This window comes from Exiguobacterium sp. UBA1053, from assembly GCF_002316465.1.
Taxonomy (GTDB): Bacteria; Bacillota; Bacilli; order Exiguobacteriales; family Exiguobacteriaceae; genus Exiguobacterium_A; species Exiguobacterium_A abrahamii.
Genome location: NZ_DCDO01000013.1, coordinates 474957 through 498039 on the forward strand (window position 1 = coordinate 474957; position 23083 = coordinate 498039).

The following is a 23083-nucleotide window of genomic DNA, read 5'->3' on the forward strand; positions in this document are numbered from 1 at the left end:
GGCACTCCTTCATGTTCAACTTCTTATTTCGTAAATGGATCGAGTAAAGACGTCCAGTTCGTGATCGCTTCTTGAAGTTGTCCCGCCTGCTCGATTCCTAATCGATTCAACGTATCTAATGAGACGTCAGCTTCAAGTAATCGAGCGATGTCTTCCGATTGATTCACGTACTGCTCGAGTTTTGCACTTAAATTCTGCAATTCTTGCGGCGGATTTTCAAGTCCCGCTAATCGTTGATCGATTTGATCCAGTTCTTGATTGAACTGATCAATCGTTCCGTTTTCCTTCAACTTTTCGATTTGTTGATCAAGTGCTTGTTCAGGGTTCGCGGATTCACGCGCTGTCGTAGCAGCCTCATTCAAGGAAGCCGACAAATCTGACGTGACTTGGGCCGTATCTTTCGCAATGCCTTGAAGTTCTCCAGCGTAATCAACACTATTTTTTACATCGTTGACTTGTTGTTTTGCATCGTCGACTGTATTTGAAATCTCACTACATCCAGCAAGAAACGTACTTAGCACGAGGACTGCTCCAACTTTCTTCCACATTGCATTCATCCCTTTCGAGTTCATGATACCTTAATTATAATCGAAAATCGGAATAAAAAAAAGAGACCACCCTCGTAAGGGCAGTCTCTATTTTAATTATAGCGTCCCAAGAGGGATTCGAACCCCCGACCGACGGCTTAGAAGGCCGTTGCTCTATCCTGCTGAGCTATTGGGACGTGTCAACACGAATAAACTATACTAGAACAATTCTTTCGTGTCAATCACATTACAAACATTGCATTTATTTTATTACAAAAATGTTCCGTCCAGATGCAGGGCATTGACTCGATCACCGTTCACATCAAGAAAATCGACAGAATAACGGTTTTGATCCACTTCAAGAATCGCATACGTCTTGTCTGGTCGATGACGTGGCATCCGGATTGAACCTGGATTGATGAATAACACACCGTCCCGATATTCAGCCTTCGCCACATGGGAATGACCATATAAGACGATGTCCGCCTGCTTTTCCTTCGCATGATGCTGTAAGACATCTAGACTGTATTTGACGTCCTGCCGATGTCCGTGGACACAAAGGATGGTATGACCATCCATTTCCGATATGACTTCTTCCGGAAAATCGTGTCCGTAATCGCAATTCCCTCGCACAACACGATATGGATATAATGATTCGATGTCGCGCGTCAATTGGGAGTCCCCACAATGAAATGCCGCATCTACGTCTTGGTGACGTTCGAATATCGTAAGCAGTTCTTGTTCTAGTCCATGGCTATCACTAACGATCAACGCTCTCATCTTCATCACACTCCTAAGAAAGTAGTTAAGTCCTGTTCGAGCTTACGCAATGCATTGCCACGATGACTAATCATCGCTTTTTCTTCTTTCGTCAATTCAGCAGCCGTCTGTCCGCTTTCTGTGACGAACAATGGATCATAACCGAACCCGTTCGAACCCGACGCTTCAAAACCGATTCGCCCTTCCATCGTTCCACGAACCGTCAATGTCTCACCAGTTGGTTTCGCTAGCGCTAGTACACAAACGAAGCGCGCCGTCCGCTCTTCCTCCGGAACACCTTCTAACTTTTCAAGTAGTAGAGCATTGTTCGCCGCATCCGACTTTTCAAGACCCGCGAAGCGTGCTGAGTAAACGCCGGGAGCGCCGTCTAAAGCATCGACTTCAAGACCTGAATCATCAGCAAGTACCGCGTGGCCAAAGTAGGCTGCTGCCTCTGTTGCTTTTAAAAGTGCATTCTCCTCGAATGTCTCACCTGTTTCATCCGTTTCCGGAGCATCGGCGTGATCGAGTAACGACTCGACCGTATAACCGAGACGACCCAGCATGCTTTCAAGTTCCTTCACTTTACCTGCATTGTGTGTTGCGACGATGACCTTCATCTATGTTCCCCCACTTCTTCTCCTACATACCACCAAGAGACACCGAGTGCCTCACGGCCAGCATCAATCAGTTCCTTAATTCCTTTTTCCCCAAGTTCGAGCATTTCGAGCATCTCTTGACGGGAAAATGTCGACTCTTCCCCTGTCGCCTGCATTTCGACGATTTTCCCCGACGAGGTCATGACGAGATTGAAGTCGACTTCCGCCGCAGCGTCCTCTTCATAGCATAGATCGAGCAAGACATTCGACTCGACGATTCCAACCGAGATCGCTGCGATGCCCTCTTTAATCGGTGTATCTGTCAGTTTTCCCGCTTGAATCAATTGATCGACTGCTCGGACGAGTGCCAAAAAACCACCAGTGATCGATGCCGTTCGTGTGCCGCCATCTGCCTGAATAACGTCACAATCGATCCAGATCGTTCGTTCCCCGAGCTTCTCTAAATCAACGACGGCCCGAAGCGAGCGGCTGATCAGACGTTGGATTTCCATCGTCCGTCCCGTCTGCTTGCCACGGACGGCTTCTCGTGCGGTCCGCTGAGCCGTCGCACGTGGTAACATCGAATATTCCGCATTGATCCAGCCCTGGCGTTTACCGCGAAGGAACGGTGGCACCTTCTCCTCGACGGTCGCCGTACAGAGGACTTTCGTATCACCCAGTTCAATCAAGACAGAACCTTCTGCGTGTTTATTGACATCAATCGATAATTGAATAGGACGGAGATGGTCCGCCGTTCGTTGGTCTATCCGCATTTAATCTTCCTCCGTTCCAAGCACGATGCGCTCCGCATGGATGGTCTGATCGAGCCAGTCCGTCGCAATCTGATCAAATGAGCGGATATCGCCTGTCGCATAATAACGATGTTCCGGAATTTGTGTCACATCTGCTGAAATCGTATTGTAATCAAGTAGTGCTGCTACCTCGAGCGCTGTCTCGTCTCCTGAAGAGATTAGCTGGACGCCTGGTCCGATGACCCGTCCAATCACATCTGCTAGGAGCGGGTAATGAGTGCACCCGAGGATCAATGTATCCATATCGTAATTCATCAATGGTCGTAATGTATTGGCAACGACACGTTCGACGTACGCACCGTCTGTCTGCATCGACTCGACGAGCGGGACGAACGGCGGGCACGCTAACGATTCGACAACGACTTGTCCTTCGACGTGGCGTAATGCCTTCTCGTAGGAATTACTTGTAATCGTCATCTTCGTTCCAATGACACCGATTCGTTTCGTACGCGTCACCTTAACTGCCGCGCGGGCTCCAGGATCAATGACACCGATGACAGGTATATTTAAACGTTCTCGCGCTTCTTTTAAGACGACAGCCGTGGCTGTGTTACAGGCGATCACGATCAATTTCACATCTTGTTGCACGAGATAATCAATCATCTCCCACGTAAACTCACGAATCTCCTCCTCTGGACGAGGACCATACGGACACCGTAATGTATCCCCGACATAGATGATTCGCTCATGGGGCAACTGTCGCATCAATTCACGTGCGACCGTCAACCCACCGACTCCGGAATCCAGTACTCCAATCGCTCGATTCACTCTTCTCCACCTCTTTCTCTCATTCCTATGGTAACAAAAAAGGACGACGGTGCAAGACCGGCGTCCGAGAATGTACGATTACAGGATTACTGAGCAAGACCTTCGCTAGTCAGCATATCTGAAAGAGTCGTGATTGCTTCAGAAGCATCGTCACCGTTTGCAACGATTTTGATATCTGAATCTTTCGCGATTCCGAGTGAAAGAACACCCATGATTGACTTCAAGTTGACAGTCTTCCCGTTGTATTCCAAGTTGATGTCTGATTGGAATTTAGAAGCTGTGTTGACGAGCTGAGTAGCCGGACGAGCGTGAATGCCTGAATCCGCGATGACTTTGAATGTTTTTTCCATGATTAAGAAATCTCCCTTCACTAATAACGTACTAGTGAGTCGTTTTCGAATATGTGAACTCATTATCAAATGATAACGGATTCGAATCGATTCTGCAAGGAATTTTTATATGCTTCACTCCACGGGAATGCTTTCCCGGCACGGTCGATTTGTACCATCGATGTCCGTCCTGTGAACATCAGTTCACCTTGCTCATCAAATGCCGCATAGTGGACGTCACACGATGCACTACCGACATGTACCGGATACGCATAAACAGCGAGACGTGCCCGTGGGTAGACTTGACGAATGTAATTACACTGGGCATCCGCAACGACGATGATGCCGTCTTCTGCAAGCGAATATCCTGTTTCCTCTAACATCAATGTCCGAACGTCCTCAAAATAGACGAACGGTACCCGGTTATTCATATGACCATAGGCATCCGTCTCCGCAAAACGAACGGCGACATCGAGTCGTGTGCCATGTTTCATCTGTTCAAGCCATGATTCAAGTTCTGGAATATAAGCTGGTACGCGCACAATGAGTTCCTCCTGTCTGAATGAAAAAAGAAGGAGCAAGCTCCTTCTTTGATAAATCATGAACTAACGGCTTCACCTGTCCGTCCTTCGTCACTACCGAAGAACTTCTTGAATGAATGAAGTGTCGTCTGACGGTTCATCGCTGCGATCGAAGTCGTCAGCGGAATCCCTTTCGGGCAAACCTCGACACAGTTTTGAGCGTTACCGCACTGCATGATCCCGCCGTCTTCCATTAACGCTTCAAGGCGTTCTTCCTTGTGGAAGGCACCTGTTGGATGCGAGTTGAATAGACGAACTTGTGAGATCGATGCCGGTCCGATGAATGTCGAACGATCGTTGACGTTCGGACATGCCTCGAGACACACGCCACACGTCATACATTTCGATAACTCATATGCCCATTGGCGTTTATTTTCTGGCATACGCGGTCCTGGTCCTAAATCGTACGTTCCATCGATTGGGACCCATGCTTTGACCTTTTTCAACGCATCGAACATGCGTTGACGGTCGACTTGAAGGTCACGAACGATCGGGAACGTCTGCATCGGTTGCAGACGGATCGGTTGTTCGAGTTTATCGACGAGTGCCGTACACGACTGACGTGGTGTGCCGTTGATGACCATCGAACAAGCGCCACAGACTTCTTCTAGACAACCCATGTCCCAGTTGATTGGTGTCGTTTTTTCACCAGCTGCATTGACAGGATTCCGGCGAATCTCCATTAAAGCAGAGATGACGTTCATGTTCGGACGGTACGGAATTTCAAACGCTTCATCATACGGTTTACCATCAGGTCCATCTTGACGTTGAACGATGAATTGAACCGATTTTTGCGTAGTAGATGATTCGAGTGGTGTCGCCATTATGCTTTCACCTCTTTCTTCGACTTCTTGCTGTAGTCGCGTTTCCGTGGTGGAATCAACGACGTGTCGACGTCTTCATAGAAGATTTCTGGATGACCGTTCGTATAACGTGCCATCGTCGTCTTCAAGAACTGTTCATCATTACGTTCCGGGAAGTCCGGTTTATAGTGCGCTCCGCGACTCTCGTCACGTTTTAAGGCACCAAGCGTGATTGCTTCAGCTAGGTCGAGCATGTGATCGAGCTGACGGATGAACGATGCCCCTTGGTTACTCCAACGTGCTGTATCCGTTGCCGAGATGCGTGTGAAGCGATCGCGGAGTTCCTTGATTTTTGTCAGTGTCTCTTCGAGCTTATCGTTGTACCGGACGACCGTGACGTTATCCGTCATGATTTCTCCAAGCTCACGGTGGATTTGATACGCGTTTTCCGTACCTTCCATGGATAGGATATCGTTGAAGCGGTTGATCTCTTCAATCTTATGCGCTTCGACGACGTCCTCGCTCATCTCATGAACCGATGTCTCGAGTTCGTTCATATAAGCGATGGCTGATGGTCCTGCGACCATTCCGCCGTATACCGCAGAGAGAAGTGAGTTCGCTCCAAGACGGTTACCACCATGCATCGAATAATCACATTCACCAGCTGCGAACAATCCAGGGATATTCGTCATCTGATCGTAGTCGACCCATAGTCCACCCATTGAGTAGTGAACAGCTGGGAAGATCTTCATCGGTACTTTTCGTGGATCATCACCAACGAATTTCTCGTAGATTTCAAGGATCCCACCGAGTTTGACGTCGAGTTCTTTTGCGTCTTTATGCGATAGATCCAGATAGACCATGTTTTCCCCGTTGACGCCGAGTTTTTGATTGACACAGACGTCGAAAATCTCACGTGTCGCGATATCCCGTGGAACAAGGTTTCCGTACGCAGGATATTTTTCTTCGAGGAAATACCAAGGCTTACCGTCTTTATACGTCCAGACGCGACCGCCCTCACCTCGTGCTGATTCACTCATGAGACGTAACTTATCGTCTCCAGGAATCGCTGTCGGATGAATCTGGATGAATTCACCGTTCGCATAAATCGCACCTTGACGATAGACAGCAGCTGCTGCTTGTCCTGTGTTGATGACCGAGTTCGTCGATTTTCCGAAGATGACCCCAGGACCACCTGTCGCGAGGATGACCGAATCCGCGGCAAATGCCTCGATTTCCATCGTCCGGAGGTTTTGACAAACCGCTCCACGACAGATGCCATTGTCATCGATGATGGCACGAAGGAATTCCCATCCTTCATATTTTTCTACCAAACCTTGCGCTTCGAACTTACGAACCTGTTCATCTAATGCGTACAACAGTTGTTGGCCTGTCGTCGCTCCAGCGTATGCCGTCCGGTGATGCAACGTTCCTCCGAAACGTCGGAAGTCGAGTAAGCCTTCCGGTGTCCGGTTGAACATGACACCCATCCGGTCGAACATATGAATGATCTTCGGCGCTGCTTCCGCCATTTTTTGAACAGGTGGTTGATTTGCGAGGAAGTCCCCACCGTATACCGTGTCATCGAAATGCTGGTATGGTGAATCCCCTTCCCCTTTTGTATTGACCGCTCCGTTGATGCCACCTTGTGCACAAACAGAGTGTGAGCGTTTAACGGGTACGAGTGAGAATAACTTAACTGGTACGCCTTGCTCCGCTGCTTTTATCGTAGCCATCAGACCGGCAAGCCCTCCGCCGATGATGACAAGATTCTTGTTCGCCATGTTGTCAGTTCCCCTTTCCTTACAACACGCCTGCAAACGTTAAGATCGAGCGTACGCCTACAAACGATAAACCGATGAATACGAGTGCTGCCACGTAAGACATCGCCCGTTGAGATGCTGGTGACTGCGTGATTCCCCATGTGATGCAGAACGTCCAAAGTCCGTTCGCAAGGTGGAATGTCGTCGCCAAGATCCCGACGATATAGAACGCGAGCATGAATCCGTTATCGACGATGTTCTGCATCATGCTTGCATCCACTGGTGTTCCCATCGCAGCGGCAATCCGTGTTTCCCAAACGTGCCACGTGATGAACACGACAAGGAATACACCGCTGAACCGTTGCAGTACATACATCCAGTTCCGGAAGTATGTATAACGCCCTGTGTTCGCAGAACCGGTGAATGCGATGTACACACCGTAGACACCATGCAAGATGATCGGAATGAAGATGACAAAGATCTCTAAGAACAATCGATACGGAACGTTCCCCACGAATTCCGCGGCCTTATTGAAGTCTTCCTCACCACGTACGATGAAGTAGTTCGTCGTTAAGTGCGAAAGTAAAAATAACCCGATTGGAATGACGCCGAGCAGTGAGTGTATCTTACGACTCACGAAATCACGATGATTCGCCATCCAAATCCCCCCTTTTGTTTGCCAATCAACCGTTGGCGCATTTTGGTAGAAAAGCGCTTTCATAAGGAAATTCGTCTTTTCATCACTTATTCTACTCCTGTCCTTTTTAGAAGACAACCCGAGCCGTTGCATTTAACTGCAAATTTTTTTAGGAAAACAATGACCGACAAGAATCATCTCGGTATAATGGTTCACAGATAGGAGTGAATCATGATGGATGCTACACCAAATCAAACACCACTTTTCGGTATCGAATTGATCCGAGATTATGTGCTGACTGATCTTTTAGGATCGGATTATCGGCAAGTCATCTACTGGGCAGGTAAACGTCTAGCGCGTCAATTCCCTGTCGTAGATGAATCTGAATTAGCCTCATTTTTTGAACAAGCAGGTTGGGGAACGCTCGAAATCAAGAAACGTAAAGGAACTGCTATCTCATTCGTTCTGTCTCCTCCTGATACGACGAGAGATGAACGACCACAAGGGTACTTCCAACTCGAAGCGGGTTTCCTCGCTGAACAGTTCTCTCGTTTTAACGGATGTGTCGCGGAAGGATATGCCGAGTTAAATAAAGAGCTCGTTCAAATCACGGTCCAAATCGACCCTAAAGATCCACTTGAACCGCTCAAGTGAAATTTACATAAAACGTGACAGGAATCTTAATTTTCAACATCGAAATAGATTCATGAAACCTTTTGCAGTAAATGCTCGTAAAATCATTCGTACACAAATCGCGAGGAGGAACTTCACATGTTCAAAAAACTAGCAGCAGATTTAACAGGATTCAGTGATATCGGACAAGTCATTCATCCTGATGATTTCGACAAGGCAGCCGCTGACGATTATGTCTTACATGAAGACGGCGAGAAAATCTATTTCTTGATCAAATCTAAATCTGACGAGTATTGCTTTACGAATCTGGCTTTAATTCACCTCGATGGTGAAAGTGCCGTCAGTTCGAAACGCGTCTTGTATCGTTATCCGTACGCACACTATCCGATTCGCCACGTCATGTTCGAAACGGCGGGAACAGTAGATCTTGATGTCGAGATCAAATTCGAGATTGGTGGTAAACATTATTCGATCGACGTCGATAAGAAACAACTCGAACATGTGAAAGATCTTTATAAAACACTTCTTGCCATCGCTGAAAAACAGTATGAAGGACAAAAGATGCTCGAGTTCGCAAACAGCTCATTGAATCATTCGGTCACGATTCTCGGCGGACTTCGTCAAGGTGACATGAACGTGCCGCAAACATTCAAGGAGTTGTCCGAACAATCCTTCGAGTGGCTACAAGGTCACTACCATCAGTGGAACCAGCGTGACTTTGGTTCATACTACGAAAAGTACATCAACAACTAATTATTTAAAAATGCCGCCCTCTTCAAGAGGACGGCATTTTTTCATTCTTCATTTGCTTGACTTAAATATTCAGCGACGGTTTCCGCTAACTTGACAGGTAATCCTGCTTCCGCCAACTGTTCGATCGTTGCGCGTCGCAAGCTACGCATCGATCCGAAATGACGAATCAACTGCTGGCGTCGTTTCGGTCCGACTCCTGGTATCTCGTCGAGCAAGGAACGGGTCATCCCTTTTGAACGGAGCGAGCGGTGGAACGTGATCGCGAACCGGTGGACCTCATCTTGCATCCGTTGAAGTAGATAAAACGCACTCGAACGCGGACTTAGTTCGACGAGACGGGCATCTTCTCCAAACAACAATTGACTCGTCCGGTGTTTGTCATCCTTTTTTAATGAGCCGACCGGCAGGGATAAGCCGAGTTCATCTTGAATGACTTCTAAAGCAGCATTCAACTGTCCGACTCCTCCGTCAATCAAAACGAGGTCCGGAAGGCGCGCTCCTTCGAGTAACAACCGTCGATAACGCCGACGTACGATTTCCCGCATCGATTCATAGTCGTCCGGTCCTTGAACCGTCCGAATCTTGAACTTCCGGTATTCTTTTTTCAGTGGTTTACCGTCTTCAAAGACGACGAGGGCCGAGACGGCATCCGCACCTTGAATGTTCGCATTATCGATGATCTCAATCCGGGACAATGGATGAACGTCGATCGCGTCAGCGAGTTCTTCGACTGCTTGAACGGTCCGTTTCTCGTCTTTCGCTAACAACTCGAAGCGTTCAGAGATCGCATTTTCAGCATTCTTCGTTGCTAAATCAAGTAATTTCCGTTTTGATCCTCGGACCGGAACATGAATTTTAATCGATAGCGCCTCTTTGAGCAACAGCTGATTGACGAGTGGCGGTACATAGACTTCACTTGGCTTGATGTTCTTTTCGTAGAACTGGACGATGAAACTCTCGAGCTCTTCTGCCGGTGTACCATAAATCGGGAAAAGCGAGACATCACGTTCGATCATCTTTCCGCCGCGAAGGAAGAAGACTTGGACACACATCCAACCTTTATCGACATGGATTCCGAATACGTCGCGTGACGTCAAATCCGCTGTGATCATGTTTTGTTTGTTCATGATCGACTCGATCGCCCGTACTTGATCGCGCAATTCTCCGGCACGTTCGAATTCCATCGTTTCGGCCGCGTCCGCCATCTTCTGTTTCAAGTCTTCGACAAGCTCTTTCGTGTCGCCCGACAAGAAACGTCGGATTTCTGAAACGAGCGCTTTTTGTTCCGACTCGAGATTCGGGATTTCGCATGGACCGAGACACTGACCGATATGGTAGTACAGACAAAGTTTTTTCGGCATCGGTTGGCATTTACGTAGCGGATATAAACGATCTAACAGACGTTTCGTCTCGTTCGCCGCATACGCATTCGGATAAGGACCAAAATAATGACCACCATCCTTTTTTAACTTACGCGTCGTGATCAGGCGAGGATAGGTCTCATTCGTAATTTTCAAGTACGGATATGACTTGTCATCCTTCAACATGATATTGTACTTCGGATCATGTTTCTTAATTAGTGTCATCTCAAGCAGCAACGCTTCTAGTTCACTGGCTGTGATGATGTATTCGAAGTCACGGACTTCCGCGACGAGACGTTCCGTCTTAATATCATGTGCTCCCGTGAAATAGGAACGGACACGATTCTTGAGATTTTTTGCTTTTCCGACATAGATGACTTCGCCGAATTCATTTTTGTGCAGATAACATCCTGGCTCATCAGGCAAAAGGGATAGTTTCGCTTTGATATGTTCTTGATGTCCCAAATAAATGTCTCCTTTCACCGTTTTTAGTTTTATTCGTTCGGGTAAATACCATACATTGATTATGACATACGGAGGATGAAAAATGCGTACATATGATTGCATTGTGATCGGAACAGGTTCCGCTGGAAACCAAGCGGCTTATAAATTCGCTGAAAAAGGACTACGTGTTGCCATCGTGGAGAACTTCACTCCAGGTGGCACATGCGCACAACGTGGATGTGACGCAAAAAAAATCTTACTGACGGGTAGTGAGACGAAAGACGCTGTCGAGCGATTGCTCGGATACGGCGTAAAGGGGCTGATTTCGATTGATTGGCGCCAATTGATGGAGCGAAAGAATGAATACACACGCGCCATCCCGGAGCAAACACGAAAGCGGTACGCGGAAACGGACATCGACTATTTCCATGGAGAACCGCATTTCGTGTCTTCACATCGCCTTCGAATTGGTGAAGACGAAATCGAAGGGAAACAGTTTTTAATCGCAACCGGTCTAAGACCTCGCGAATTATCTGTACCCGGTAGTGAGCGTTTCATAACAAGTAATGAGTTTCTTGAACTGAAAGAACTTCCACGCCGACTCGTCTGCATCGGTGGCGGTTATATCTCGTTCGAGTTCGCCCATCTCGCTCGTATTGCTGGCGCAGACGTCACGATCGTCTTACGTTCTAACGCCTTAAAACAATTTGAGAGCGAATTGGTCGATGTGCTGTTAGAAGCCACGCGGGCACTTGGTATCTCGATCATCAAAGAAGCAGAGGTCGTCGCTTACGAAGAGGAATCCCTTCATTTATCGAACGGTGACGTCTTGAAGACGGATGTCGTCTTGAATGCGACTGGACGTGTCGCAAGTATCGATCAACTTGGTCTCGAAGCAATTGGCGTTGCTCATAATGAAAAAGGAATCCATGTCAATGCGTACCTTCAGTCTTCCGTCGAACATATCTATGCCGCAGGGGATGTTGCTGTCAGCGGGAATCCAGCGTTGACGCCGTTTGCTGGAACCGAAGGACGACTCGCTGCCGATAACATGCTCGAAGGGAACAACCGGAAACTAGAGCTGCTCCCTGTACCTAGCGTCGTATTCACCGCGCCGAACCTCGCCCTCGTCGGTGAGACGGAAGCTGCTTTGAAAAAAGCAGGTATTCCTTATCGTGGTCGCTTGATTGATACGTCCGCTTGGCAAACGAACGCACGGATCAAGGACAGTTTCGCTCGGGCGAAAGTGCTCGTCGGGGAAGATGATCAAGTCCTTGGCGCACACTTCATCGGTGTCAATGCAGCGGAACTAGCAAACTATTTCTCGTTTGCGATGCAACACCGGATTCCAAGTACTTCGATGCAACAGACTGGATTCGCTTACCCGACACCGGCTTCAGATATCGCTTCGTTATTCGAGGATTGACAGGAGGCTTTTGGATGATTCAATACGGCTATACGATTTTATACATTGAAGACACTGCACGAACGCTGACATTCTATCGAGACGTTCTTGGACTATCCGTCAAGGCGGAGCACGGGAGCTACATCGAGTTCGAGACCGGTCAGACGACACTCGCCTTCAATACGCGTGAAGACGTGCAACAGTTGATTCCGGATTACATGATACCAAGCGGAAAAACACAACAGACGTTAGAGATTGGTTTCATCACGGATGACGTCCCGACTCTTTTTCAGAAGGTGGTGGAGGCAGGATATGAGACCGTCCTCTCTCCTGCTCAAAAACCATGGGGGCAAGTCGTCGCCTATGTCCTCGACCCCGATGGTCACCTGATTGAACTTTGTACGCCAATGTAATCTAAAAAAAACAGACCGTTCTGCCTGTGCAGAACGGTCTGTTTTGATATGCAGGAAAGAATTAGTTAGATGTTTCAACGAATTCTTTAAGTGCGTCTTTTGGCATGAAGCCCATTGTTTTGTTGACAGGTTGTCCATCTTTGAAGAGAACGAGTGTCGGGATACTTTGAACTTGGAATGCTCCAGCTACTTCTGGGTTTGCATCTACGTCGACTTTGACGATTTTTACATCTTGCATGTCAGCATCGAGTTCTTCAAGAACAGGTGCGAGCATACGACATGGTCCACACCATGTTGCCCAAAAATCAACAAGGACGAGTCCTTCTTGTGTTTCTTCTTTAAATGATTGGCTAGTTGCGTGTACGATTGCCATTGATCATAACCTCCTAATGAGTAGATCGACCCGGTAGAAAAATGGGTGATCTCTTTATTGATTCGAGTATATCATAGCAGTCTCTTCCAACAAACGAAACTGCTCACGCGAAAAATCTGCAAAAACAACCGGCACCATGATAATGGCACCGGTCTTCAAACTCATCCGTGAACGAGCATTTTTTTGAATTCAGCTGTCAATAGTGGCACGACATCGAACAAATCACCGACGATGCCATAGTCAGCGACAGAGAAGATGTTCGCTTCCGGGTCCTTGTTGATCGCAACGATCACTTTGGCATTTGACATCCCTGCTAAGTGTTGGATCGCACCTGAGATCCCACACGCGATATAAAGATCCGGTGTAACGACTTTACCTGTCTGACCGATTTGAAGCGCATAGTCGCAGTAATCTGCATCACAAGCACCACGCGAAGCACCCACTGCTCCTCCGAGGACATCTGCTAGTTCTTGTAACGGTGCGAAGCCGTCCGAACTCTTGACGCCTCGTCCACCTGCGACGATGACTTTTGCCTCTGACAAATCAACGCCGCCTGTTGCTTTGCGTACGATGTCTGCGACGATTGTCCGTAAATCCTTCAGTTCAACCGTAACCGACTCGACCGTTCCTTGTGAACTACCTGCTTCGAGCGGATCGATGTTGTTCGGACGGACTGTAAAGAGTGTCTTGCCTTCTGCGACTTTGACTTTTTCAAATGCTTTCCCCGAGTAGATCGGGCGAATGAATGACGCATCTGCGCCTTCCCCTTCAATCGCCGTCACATCACTGATCAAACCGGCTTGTAGTTTTGCCGCGATCTTCGGTGATAGATCCTTGCCGAGCGACGTATGACCGAAGACGAGCACGTCGGGTGACGTTCGATTCATCAACTCGAGGAAGACTTGTCCATAACCGTCTGGCGTGTAGTGTAAAAGACGCTCATCCTCGACGACGAGGACTTGGTCCGCTCCGCGTGATGCTAGTGCATCCGCATCCTTTGCGACATCGTGTCCAATCAGGACCGCGATGACTTCATCCGCGACACGTCGCGCTGCTGCGATTGCCTCAAACGACACATTCCGTAAACTGCCGTCCCGTGATTCTGCGAGTACTAATGCTTTTGTCATTCGTTTCTCCCCCTTAGACCACTTTTGCTTCGTTGCGTAATAATGATGCGAGTTGCGCGACTTGCTCGTTCAGTTCACCTTCAAGGATCTTACCAGCTGCTTTGTTCGGTGGTAAGAAACGATCAATCGTCTCTAGACGTGGTGCGAGTTCGTCTTCATCAAGTTCAAGATCATCGAGTTCGAGTTCTTCAAGCGGCTTTTTCTTCGCCTTCATGATCCCTGGCAGACTCGGATAACGTGGTTCGTTCAATCCTTGTTGCGCAGTGACGAGTAACGGAAGCGTTGTTTCGATCGTCTCCGTATCCCCTTCAGCGTCGCGTGTCACGACAGCTTTCGTACCGTCGAGCTCTAGTTTCGTGATCGTCGTCACGTAAGGGATATCAAGTAGTTCTGCGACGCGAGGCGCCACTTGACCACTTCCGCCATCGACTGCGACGTTCCCGGCGATGACGAGATCAACCGTTTGTTCCTTCAAATAACCAGCGAGCACTTCAGAAATCGTGAAATGATCTGCCTCTTCGATATCATCTTCAATCGAGATACGAACTGCTTGATCCGCTCCCATTGCGAGTGCTGTTCGTAATTCTTTGTCCGCATCTTCCGGTCCGACCGTCACGACCGTTACCGTTCCCCCTTGTGCATCACGAACACGAATCGCTTCTTCTACCGCATACTCATCGTATGGGTTAATGATGAACTCAGCGCCATCCTCATCGATTTGACCATTCTCGAGTTGGATTGCTTCTTCCGTATCGAATGTGCGTTTCAACAGTACATAGATTTCCATCTCATGCTCCCCCTTGTCGTCTATTCACCATCATCCTTTGTATCCGCTTACATAGTTGTTGTCATGAAAAGGGCTTAACTCAGCCCTTTGATCAACATCCGATGAATCCCGTCGCGTGTCTCAAGCAACTCATATTTGAATCCACTTGCCATCCAGCTCGTCACGACCTCATCGATTGTTCCGAAAATCATCTGACGTGCTAATCGATAATCCAGATCGTTTGAAAACTCACCTGTCGTCATCCCGTGCTTAACGACCCGGTCAATCAGATGCAAGTACGGCTTTAAGACGGCGGCAATGTTTTGGCGCATGTCTTGATTGGATTGACGTAGCTCGATTTGCGTGACGACAGCCAAATCATAATCAACGGATAATTGCTCAAGATGTGCCTCGATCAATGCGGCCAATTGTTCTGTTGCTGACGTGTGATTCGCGATTTGTCCTTCGGAATATTCGATGAAGCTTCCCATTTTCGCTTGGAATAGCGAAATCAAGAGATGTTCTTTATTCTTGAAGTACAGATAGATCGTTCCATCCGCAACCCCGGCTTCCTTTGCGATGGCAGTCACTTTCGCTCCATGGTAGCCGTTCTTGGCGATGACTTTTACGGCGGCATCAATGATGCGGTCACTCTTTGACATTGTTCGTTTCATTCCACTATCTCCTAACGCATAAAATGAATGATGGTTCATTCATATTTATTCTATCATGTCATTTTATCCTGTCAACTGCTTTCTTCGAGTTGTTTGGCACGTTCTTCTTCAACGAGAACACGGCGGAGAATCTTACCAACGAAAGTCTTCGGTAACTCTTGCCGGAATTCATACTGCTTCGGCACTTTGAACGATGCTAACTGCTTGCGACAGAATTGATCGAGTTCTTCTTCTGTGACCGTCATCTCATCCTTGACGACGATGAACGCCTTGACGGTCTCTCCGCGGTAGACATCCGGAACACCGATGACGACCGCTTCTTTAACGGCTGGGTGTTCATATAGGATTTCTTCGACTTCACGTGGATAAATGTTGAATCCAGAAGCAATGATTAAATCTTTTTTCCGATCGACGATTCGGAAATAATGATCCTCACCGATATATCCAAGGTCTCCCGTATGCAACCAACCGTTTCGCAGAACAGCTTGCGTATCTTCTGGTCGTTTCCAGTATCCTTTCATGACTTGCGGACCTGTGACGATGATCTCACCAATCTCACCTGGAGCAGCCGGTGTCTCTCCGTCTGCTTGGACAATTTTCGCTTGCGTATCGGGTACCGGAATACCGACCGTTCCAGGAATCCGACGATCCCAGATACAGTTCGTATGTGTCACCGGACTCGTTTCAGACAAACCGTATCCTTCAACGATCCGCCCACCCGTCAGCGCTTCGAATTTTTCCTGCACTTCGACTGGTAGTGGAGCTGAACCAGAAATACAGGCTTCAATCGAAGAGAGATCATACTTCTTCAGCTTCGGATGATTCAATAGACCGACATACATCGTCGGAGCACCTGGGAACAAATTCGGTTTTTCCTTGTGAATCGTTTTGAGTACCTGTTCGATATCGAATTTTGGAACGATGATTTGTTCATAGGCATTAAATATGCCGAAATTAAGGTTACACGTCATGCCATAGACATGGAAATAAGGAACGACTGCTAACAGCTTCCGTCCATCTCCTCGATTGTATTTATAGAACCAGTTGTCGATCTGTTCGACGTTTGCACTCAAGTTAAAGTGTGTCAACATGACACCTTTGGGTGCGCCTGTCGTTCCACCCGTATATTGGAGAACCGCGACGTCCTCCTTCGGTTGAATCGCGACTGGTGTAATCGGTTCATACCCCCGCAAAGATAAAAACGGGATCGAACCTGTCGTATCAATGATGATGTTGTTATCTTTCCGTGCTTTAATCGGATAGAGTTTATTTTTAGGGAAGGGAAGGTAATCCGCGATACTTGTCGTCACGACGGTCTTGAGTGTCGTCGACGCCTTGACACGAGACGCTTTCGGATAGAGTAGATCGAGCGTCACGAGTAGATGTGCTCCTGAATCGACGAGAATCTGTTCAAGTTCACGGTCTGTATAGAGTGGGTTCACTTGGACGACGATACCACCTGCATAGAGAACAGCATAATAACTGATCATATACTGGGGACAGTTCGGTAACATCAGTCCGACGCGATCCCCTTTTTTTAGTCCATGCTCTTGTAATAGGCTCCCAAGTGCGCGGGCCTCGTCACGTACTTCACGAAACGTCATACGTTTTCCTAAGAAACTCAAGGCACGTTGTTCTGGAAAATCAGTCGCTGCCTCATCGAGTGCCTGATAAAGAGGTAATTCTCGATAATCAATCGATGCGGGTACTTGCTCGGGATAATCAGATAACCAAACGGATTCCATACGTTTCCCTCCCTGATAATGAATTACTATTCATTTTTATTATACGTTGAATCGAATTCGACATGCCAGTAAAATCCAAAAAAAGAAATCAAATCTGATTGTTTTTTTCGATTCGTTCAATTAGAAATCATCATACAAAAAAGCAGCACCACCCTTTCTCGTTTCCGAAAAAGAAGCAGCACTGCTTTTTAATAGACATCACCGGGATGGATACGTAAATCCTTCACCAATGACTTCGCGCACTTTATGAATGACGACGAAGGCGCGGGGATCCGCTGCTTCGACGATCTGTTTCAACGGTGCCAGTTGTCGTTTATCGACGATCATATACAACATATCATTCTTTTGTTTCGTAAAATGACCGTGACTGTGGATGACCGTCGCGCTACGACCGAGCGTCTCTGTCAGGATCGTCGCGATCTCCTCTTGGCGATGACTGATGATCGTGACCGCTTCGCGGACATTTAATCCTTCGCTGACGAGATCAATCAAGTACGAGCCGATGATGATTGCAATCAACGTGTATAGCATCGTCTCTTCTCCGAATAGGAACCCTGATGCACCGACGACCGCGACATCGATGATAAACATCGAGACCGCGATACTGAGATTCAAGTATTTATTCATCAGTCGAGCGATGATGACTCCGCCGCCCGTCGTTCCTCCAGCTCGAATGACAAGACCAATCCCAACACCAATCAGAATTCCCGCATAGACCGTACCGATTAAACGGCTATCTGATGATGTCGCTAGACTAGCAGTCGAGGAGAGGACAAATGATGTGACGGCGACCGAAATGACGGAGTAAAGCATCGTCTTCCGGCTGAGGAATCGATAACCGACGACGAACAGCAAGGCGTTCGCAATCAGGGAAACAAGTCCCGTATCCCAGCCATAGAGGTAGTAGAAGATGACCGTGATCCCGATCAATCCACCTTCAGATAAATCGTTCGGAATCGTAAAGTAGTTGATTCCAAAGGCGAGAATCGCAGACCCGATGATGACCCAGAAGATGTCCTTCCAAGAAATCAATTGCATCGCCTCAAAAGCACGGCGTCTCGTTTCTGTCGTTGTTGATGTTTTTCTTACGTTCATATGCGTTCCTCCTTTTTTGATTAGGCGTGGCTTCCAATAAAAATTCCGTACTGAAACGATGTCAGTACGGAATGATCACACGGTAAGACCGGTTCTTTTAATTAAATACAATCCAAAGGATACCGACGACCAAAAAGGCAATCGAAACCCCGAACATGATTTTCGCTAAACGTTCTAACACGGATTCACCCCACTAACGCTGATCCGATGACGTAGGACATGCCGATCGATAAGGCACATGAAATAATGCCGACAGCAATGTTGCCGTTCTCGATTTCACGGTCTACCGGCAAATTCGGTGTCAGGAATTCAAAGATCCAGTATGTCGATATCAACAGTAAGAAGCCAAAAGCACTTTCAAGAAATATCGACCCGACCCGTTCTTCCCCTTGAACAGCGAAATGAACGATATTGGCGAGTCCGATGATTTTTCCACCTGTTGCTAACGCAACGGCGATGTTGCCACTCTTGATATGTTCCCAGTTTTTATACCGGGTTGTCAACTCAAAAAGTGCAAGTCCTAAAATGATCAGTAATCCCGCGACCGAATAGAGCGCTGTCGTGTAGACATAGACGTTCTCAAAAATGTTCATCCTGCTTTCCTCATTTCAGTTCGATGATCGTCACACCGTGTCCGCCTTCACCTTGACCGCCTAAGCGGTGACCTTTGACGTGACGATGACCTTTCAAGAATTCTTGGACACCTTGACGCATCGCTCCCGTACCCAGACCATGGATGACACGAATGTGGTCGTAGTTCGATAACAAAGCTTGGTCCATGAAGCGTTCGAGCTTCGATAATCCTTCTTCAACACGGACGCCACGTAAATCCAGTTCAGCTGAAGGCGCCGATTGTTTCGTCACACTCGTACCACCAGAACGCCCTTTTGTTTGAGGACGTTTTGGAGTACTGCCGATCTTCGCGAGATCTTCCGGTTTGACGTTCACCTTCATGATGCCGACTTGAACGGTATACTCGCCGTTCGCCTGTTGGTTGATGATATAGCCTTTTTGATTAAAGGTCGTGACTTTGACTTCTTCCCCTTTATCAAAACGTGGCGTTTGATCGTATTTCGCTTTTACTTTAGCGATCCGTTTCTCTTGCAGACTCGGCTTCGCATCTTCAAGTTTTTTACGTGCCTCGATCAGTTCATGCTCTTTGACGGCACCAGCATCACGCAATTCTTTCAAACGTTTAATGACGCCTTCAGCCTCTTTTTGGGCACGTTCGACTGCACGTGCTGCTTTCTCTTCCGCTTTTGCCAGAATCTCATTTTTCTCTTCCTGAATCTCTGCTTGTTCTTGCTCGAATTGCTCACGCTCTGCAACGAGTCGTTTCTTCTCTTCTAGCAACTGAGCCTCTAACGTTTCAGCACGCTGTTTCGCTTCTTCCAGTCGTTCGATCATCGTTTCGACGGATTGGGCGTCGCTACCGATTTGACCACGTGCCGCGTCGATGATCCGGTCTTCAAGTCCGAGACGTTTTGAAATCTCGAACGCGTTCGAGCGTCCCGGTACACCGATGAGTAAGCGATACGTCGGACTGAGTGATTCGACATCGAATTCCATCGACGCGTTGACGACTCCTTCTCGGTTATAGCCGTACGCTTTTAATTCCGAATAGTGCGTCGTCGCTGCAACGCGTGCTCCGCGGCGTTTCACTTCATCAAGAATTGCAATCGCCAGGGCAGCCCCTTCTGTCGGGTCCGTTCCCGCACCCAATTCATCAAACAGCACCAAACTCATGAAATCGATTTTCTCCATCATCGAGACGATGTTCGTCATGTGCGAGCTGAACGTCGACAAGTTTTGTTCAATCGACTGTTCATCCCCGATATCGGCATAAATCGCATCGAAAACACTGAGCTCCGTCTCATCTGCTGCCGGTACGTATAGTCCTGATTGCACCATCAATTGCAAAAGACCGATCGTCTTTAAGGTAACCGTCTTACCACCCGTGTTCGGACCTGTGATGACGAGAGATGTAAAATCGCCACCTAGCGAGACAGTGATCGGTACGACCTCTTCTTTTGGAATGAAGGGATGTCGTGCTTCCTTCAGAATGATATGGCGATTTTCATTCAAGCGTGGTTCGACCGCTCCAATCTGATGACCGTACAATGCTTTCGCCATGATGAAATCAAGTTCTGCTAGTACATCGAGATTGATGCGCAGCGAGTCGCCGACACTCCCGACAAGTGCTGATAATTGTGCGAGGATTCGTTCGATTTCAGCTCGTTCTTTCAAACGCGCTTCTTGGATCTCGTTGTTCGCAGAAACGACGGCTTGTGGTTCGATGAACAACGTTGCACCGGACGCCGACTGATCATGAACGATCCCACCGAACGCTTGACGATATTCTTGTTTGACCGGGACACAGTAGCGATCATTTCGCATCGTCACGATGGCGTCAGATAGCATCTTCGCTTTACTACGTAAGACACTATCGATTTTAGAACGAACTTGTCCTTCAAGCGAACGCAACTGACTCCGTAACGCTCGTAATTTATCACTTGCCGAATCTTGAACAGTTCCCTGATCGTCAATGGCATGACGAATTCCCTGTTCGATCTCAACGAGCTTCGTGATCTGTTCGATTCGACTGTCGAGTCGTGGTAATCGTAGATCCGGATGATCCTCATGCAATCGTTCCTGGAACGCCTTCACTTGACGTCCTGAATAGACGACGTCTGCGACGGATAGAAGTTCACTCGTCGAGAGGACCGAACCAATTTCTGCTCGTTTCACTTCACTGCGGACATCTGTCAGTCCACCGAACGGATAACGGTCACGTAACCGATAAACCGTCGTTGCTTCCGTCGTGACAGCCAATAATTCCTTGACCTGCTCGAACTCTTCCGCTGGACGCATCGCTCGAACGAACTGTGCTCCAAGTGAGCTTGCTGTGAACGATAACATGTTTTCTTTTAACTTCTCATATTCTAAGACGCGTAATGCGTTGGCATTCATTTAATCCACTCCTAAACGTTTTTGACCGAAGAAGGCAAGTGCTGCTTCAGCGCTCCACGTATTGATGACATCAGACGCCTCCAAATAGGCTTTACGTGCATGGAGGACTCCAAGTTTCATATCTTCTAACATTTCTGGTCGGTGTGTATCCGTATTGATTAAAATTTTCACACCAGCAGCCTTCGCTTTTGCTAGGGAACTTGCCGTCAAATCGAATCGTGCCGGGTTTGCATTCATCTCAAGCGCTGTTCCTGTCTCGGCTGCTAGTTCGATCAAGCGATCGACGTTAACCGCATACCCTTCACGTCTACCGATGATTCGTCCTGTCGGATGGGCAATCAGAGAAACGTAAGGATTACGACACGCATTCTCAAGCCGTTGCATGATCTCTTCTTCCGTCTGATCGAATTTCGAGTGAATCGAGGCAATGACGTAATCCATCTCTTTTAAGAAATCATCTTCATAATCGAGCGACCCATCAGGTAAGATATCCATCTCGACGCCACATAAAATCGTCATCTCGGGATGTTTCTTGCGTGCCGCTTCGATTTCGACACGTTGCGCACGTAGACGTTCTTCCGTCAATCCATTGACGAACTTCATATACTTACTATGGTCGGTGATCGCCATCCATGTATACCCTCGTGCAGCACACGCATCGACCAGTTCTTCAACAGATAATGTGCCATCTGACCATGTCGTATGCATGTGCACATCTGCTTGAATATCCTGTTCCGTCAAAAGGCGTGACAAATCCTGTTCGAACTCTTGACGCCCTGCTCGTAATTCAGGTGCGATGAACGATAAGTCGTACCGCGCAAACAATTCTTCTTCCGTCTTCGGCTGCACTAACCCGTTCTCCGTCTCGACACCATATTCAGAAATGCTCTCTCCCTGTTCTTTGGCAAGTTGACGCATCCGGACATTGTGATCCTTCGAACCCGTGAAGTGATGTAACGTTGACGCGTACGCCGCGTCATCGACGATTCGGAAATCAACCGCGATATAATGGACGTCTCGTTTTAAGACGAGTGATACTTTCGTACTGCCGGCAGCAATGACTTCATCGATGAGCGACAGTTCCAAGAGTTGCTCCTTGATTCGTTCCGGTTCGTTCGTCGAGAGGATGAAATCAAGATCCTTGCACGTCTCTTCTGCTCGGCGGAAGCTTCCACCAACTTCGAAACGAATGATTTCATCGAACGACGCAAGGGTCTGATTTAATTCCGCAACGACCTTCCGCATGACACCATACGGTAATCGTTCTGGTCGTGTTTCAAACGTTTCGAGCGCTTTGACGTACTTTTCGACCGTCTTCTTACCGAATCCAGGCATCGCTTCGACTGTACCATCCGCTAATTTCTCTGCAAAGGAATCCGCATCAATGACGCCGACTTCATGCAATTTAGCAAGTTTCTTCCCACCAAGACCTGGGATCTTCAGTAAAGCAATCAGTCCTTCCGGTACTTCTTGTTCGAGTTCCGTCAGTGCCGTACTCGTTCCCGTTTCCCGGTACTCCTCAAGAACAGCAGCCGTTCCTTTACCAATCCCCTTCATCGCCGTGAAATCGTCGATTGCCATGAAGTCAGCATCCGATGCCTCGAGGATACTTGCTGCTTTTCGGAAAGCATTGATCTTAAACGGATTTTCCCCTTTAACCTCTAGATAGACTGAGATTCGTTCTAAGTGACGCATTGCATCTTGAATCGTACGCATGTGCAATTCTCCCCTCAAAAAAAGCTCCCA

24 protein-coding genes and 1 tRNA gene are annotated in these 23083 nt (G+C 47.8%); 4 read left to right on the forward strand and 21 right to left on the reverse strand.

Translation table 11 applies throughout. From position 1 onward, the window contains the following. Positions 1–23: 23 nt before the first annotated feature. The 11 genes from B3G15_RS10160 to B3G15_RS10210 form a co-directional block, all read right to left on the reverse strand. Positions 24–548, reverse strand: coding sequence for a hypothetical protein (locus B3G15_RS10160; protein WP_231681742.1), 525 nt, complete (start codon positions 546–548; stop codon positions 24–26). A 102-nt stretch (positions 549–650) separates the two neighbouring features. After that, positions 651–724: transfer RNA gene (locus B3G15_RS10165), tRNA-Arg, on the reverse strand. Between the two features lie 73 nt (positions 725–797). Continuing rightward, positions 798–1307, reverse strand: a complete 510-nt coding sequence (locus B3G15_RS10170) for a metallophosphoesterase family protein (protein WP_290720592.1) — start codon at positions 1305–1307, stop codon at positions 798–800. A gap of 5 nt (positions 1308–1312) precedes the next feature. After that, positions 1313–1906, reverse strand: a complete 594-nt coding sequence (locus tag B3G15_RS10175; RefSeq protein WP_023468982.1) for an XTP/dITP diphosphatase — start codon at positions 1904–1906, stop codon at positions 1313–1315. After that, positions 1903–2658 (reverse strand): ribonuclease PH, encoded by a 756-nt coding sequence (gene rph / locus B3G15_RS10180; RefSeq protein WP_064299531.1) that lies wholly within the window; start codon positions 2656–2658, stop codon positions 1903–1905. The genes B3G15_RS10175 and rph overlap by 4 nt, the downstream gene beginning before the upstream one ends. After that, entirely contained in the window at positions 2659–3465 is an 807-nt protein-coding gene (gene racE, locus B3G15_RS10185; RefSeq protein ID WP_023468984.1) for a glutamate racemase, read from the reverse strand. A gap of 86 nt (positions 3466–3551) precedes the next feature. Continuing rightward, positions 3552–3815 carry a phosphocarrier protein HPr gene (locus B3G15_RS10190; protein ID WP_012371023.1) on the reverse strand — a complete coding sequence of 88 codons (264 nt, stop codon included), beginning with the start codon at positions 3813–3815 and terminating at the stop codon, positions 3552–3554. Positions 3816–3880: 65 nt separating this feature from the next. Continuing rightward, positions 3881–4336, reverse strand: a complete 456-nt coding sequence (locus B3G15_RS10195; protein WP_058713782.1) for an acyl-CoA thioesterase — start codon at positions 4334–4336, stop codon at positions 3881–3883. A 56-nt stretch (positions 4337–4392) separates the two neighbouring features. Beyond that, positions 4393–5199 carry a succinate dehydrogenase iron-sulfur subunit gene (gene sdhB, locus B3G15_RS10200; protein WP_023468986.1) on the reverse strand — a complete coding sequence of 269 codons (807 nt, stop codon included), beginning with the start codon at positions 5197–5199 and terminating at the stop codon, positions 4393–4395. Beyond that, positions 5199–6962, reverse strand: coding sequence for a succinate dehydrogenase flavoprotein subunit (sdhA, locus tag B3G15_RS10205; RefSeq protein WP_023468987.1), 1764 nt, complete (start codon positions 6960–6962; stop codon positions 5199–5201). Before sdhA ends, sdhB begins: the two co-directional genes overlap by 1 nt. A gap of 19 nt (positions 6963–6981) precedes the next feature. After that, entirely contained in the window at positions 6982–7599 is a 618-nt protein-coding gene (locus B3G15_RS10210; RefSeq protein ID WP_029342294.1) for a succinate dehydrogenase cytochrome b558 subunit, read from the reverse strand. A gap of 213 nt (positions 7600–7812) precedes the next feature. Here B3G15_RS10210 and B3G15_RS10215 point away from each other — a divergent pair, with 213 nt between their 5' ends. Next, positions 7813–8232, forward strand: a complete 420-nt coding sequence (locus B3G15_RS10215; protein WP_050677628.1) for a YslB family protein — start codon at positions 7813–7815, stop codon at positions 8230–8232. Between the two features lie 117 nt (positions 8233–8349). Further along, a complete protein-coding gene (locus tag B3G15_RS10220; protein ID WP_023468990.1) occupies positions 8350–8964 on the forward strand; it encodes a PH domain-containing protein in 615 nt (204 codons plus the stop codon). Positions 8965–9005: 41 nt separating this feature from the next. On the opposite strand, the gene uvrC is transcribed toward B3G15_RS10220, so the two are convergent. Further along, positions 9006–10790, reverse strand: a complete 1785-nt coding sequence (uvrC, locus tag B3G15_RS10225; protein WP_064299530.1) for an excinuclease ABC subunit UvrC — start codon at positions 10788–10790, stop codon at positions 9006–9008. A gap of 82 nt (positions 10791–10872) precedes the next feature. Between uvrC and B3G15_RS10230 the strand changes: the two genes are divergently transcribed. Together B3G15_RS10230 and B3G15_RS10235 are read left to right on the forward strand one after the other, a co-directional pair. Further along, complete coding sequence (locus tag B3G15_RS10230) at positions 10873–12195, forward strand: dihydrolipoyl dehydrogenase family protein (protein WP_214805254.1); 1323 nt, start codon at positions 10873–10875, stop codon at positions 12193–12195. A gap of 14 nt (positions 12196–12209) precedes the next feature. Further along, positions 12210–12587, forward strand: coding sequence for a VOC family protein (locus tag B3G15_RS10235; RefSeq protein WP_290720618.1), 378 nt, complete (start codon positions 12210–12212; stop codon positions 12585–12587). A 61-nt stretch (positions 12588–12648) separates the two neighbouring features. On the opposite strand, the gene trxA is transcribed toward B3G15_RS10235, so the two are convergent. The 9 genes from trxA to polX form a co-directional block, all read right to left on the reverse strand. After that, positions 12649–12960, reverse strand: a complete 312-nt coding sequence (gene trxA, locus B3G15_RS10240; RefSeq protein WP_023468994.1) for a thioredoxin — start codon at positions 12958–12960, stop codon at positions 12649–12651. A 161-nt stretch (positions 12961–13121) separates the two neighbouring features. Beyond that, on the reverse strand, positions 13122–14087 hold the full coding sequence (locus tag B3G15_RS10245) for an electron transfer flavoprotein subunit alpha/FixB family protein (protein ID WP_050677630.1): 966 nt from the start codon (positions 14085–14087) through the stop codon (positions 13122–13124). 13 nt (positions 14088–14100) lie between these two features. After that, a complete protein-coding gene (locus tag B3G15_RS10250; RefSeq protein ID WP_214859613.1) occupies positions 14101–14874 on the reverse strand; it encodes an electron transfer flavoprotein subunit beta/FixA family protein in 774 nt (257 codons plus the stop codon). Between the two features lie 74 nt (positions 14875–14948). Further along, entirely contained in the window at positions 14949–15527 is a 579-nt protein-coding gene (locus B3G15_RS10255) for a TetR/AcrR family transcriptional regulator (RefSeq protein ID WP_214859612.1), read from the reverse strand. 71 nt (positions 15528–15598) lie between these two features. Beyond that, entirely contained in the window at positions 15599–17272 is a 1674-nt protein-coding gene (locus B3G15_RS10260) for an AMP-binding protein (RefSeq protein ID WP_214805255.1), read from the reverse strand. Between the two features lie 198 nt (positions 17273–17470). After that, positions 17471–18367 carry a YitT family protein gene (locus B3G15_RS10265; protein WP_050677634.1) on the reverse strand — a complete coding sequence of 299 codons (897 nt, stop codon included), beginning with the start codon at positions 18365–18367 and terminating at the stop codon, positions 17471–17473. Positions 18368–18552: 185 nt separating this feature from the next. Beyond that, on the reverse strand, positions 18553–18960 hold the full coding sequence (locus B3G15_RS10270) for a DUF350 domain-containing protein (protein WP_023469001.1): 408 nt from the start codon (positions 18958–18960) through the stop codon (positions 18553–18555). A gap of 10 nt (positions 18961–18970) precedes the next feature. Then, positions 18971–21337, reverse strand: coding sequence for an endonuclease MutS2 (locus B3G15_RS10275; protein ID WP_023469002.1), 2367 nt, complete (start codon positions 21335–21337; stop codon positions 18971–18973). Continuing rightward, positions 21338–23053 (reverse strand): DNA polymerase/3'-5' exonuclease PolX, encoded by a 1716-nt coding sequence (gene polX, locus B3G15_RS10280; protein ID WP_290720630.1) that lies wholly within the window; start codon positions 23051–23053, stop codon positions 21338–21340. It abuts the gene before it with no gap. Between the last annotated feature and the right edge of the window lie 30 nt (positions 23054–23083).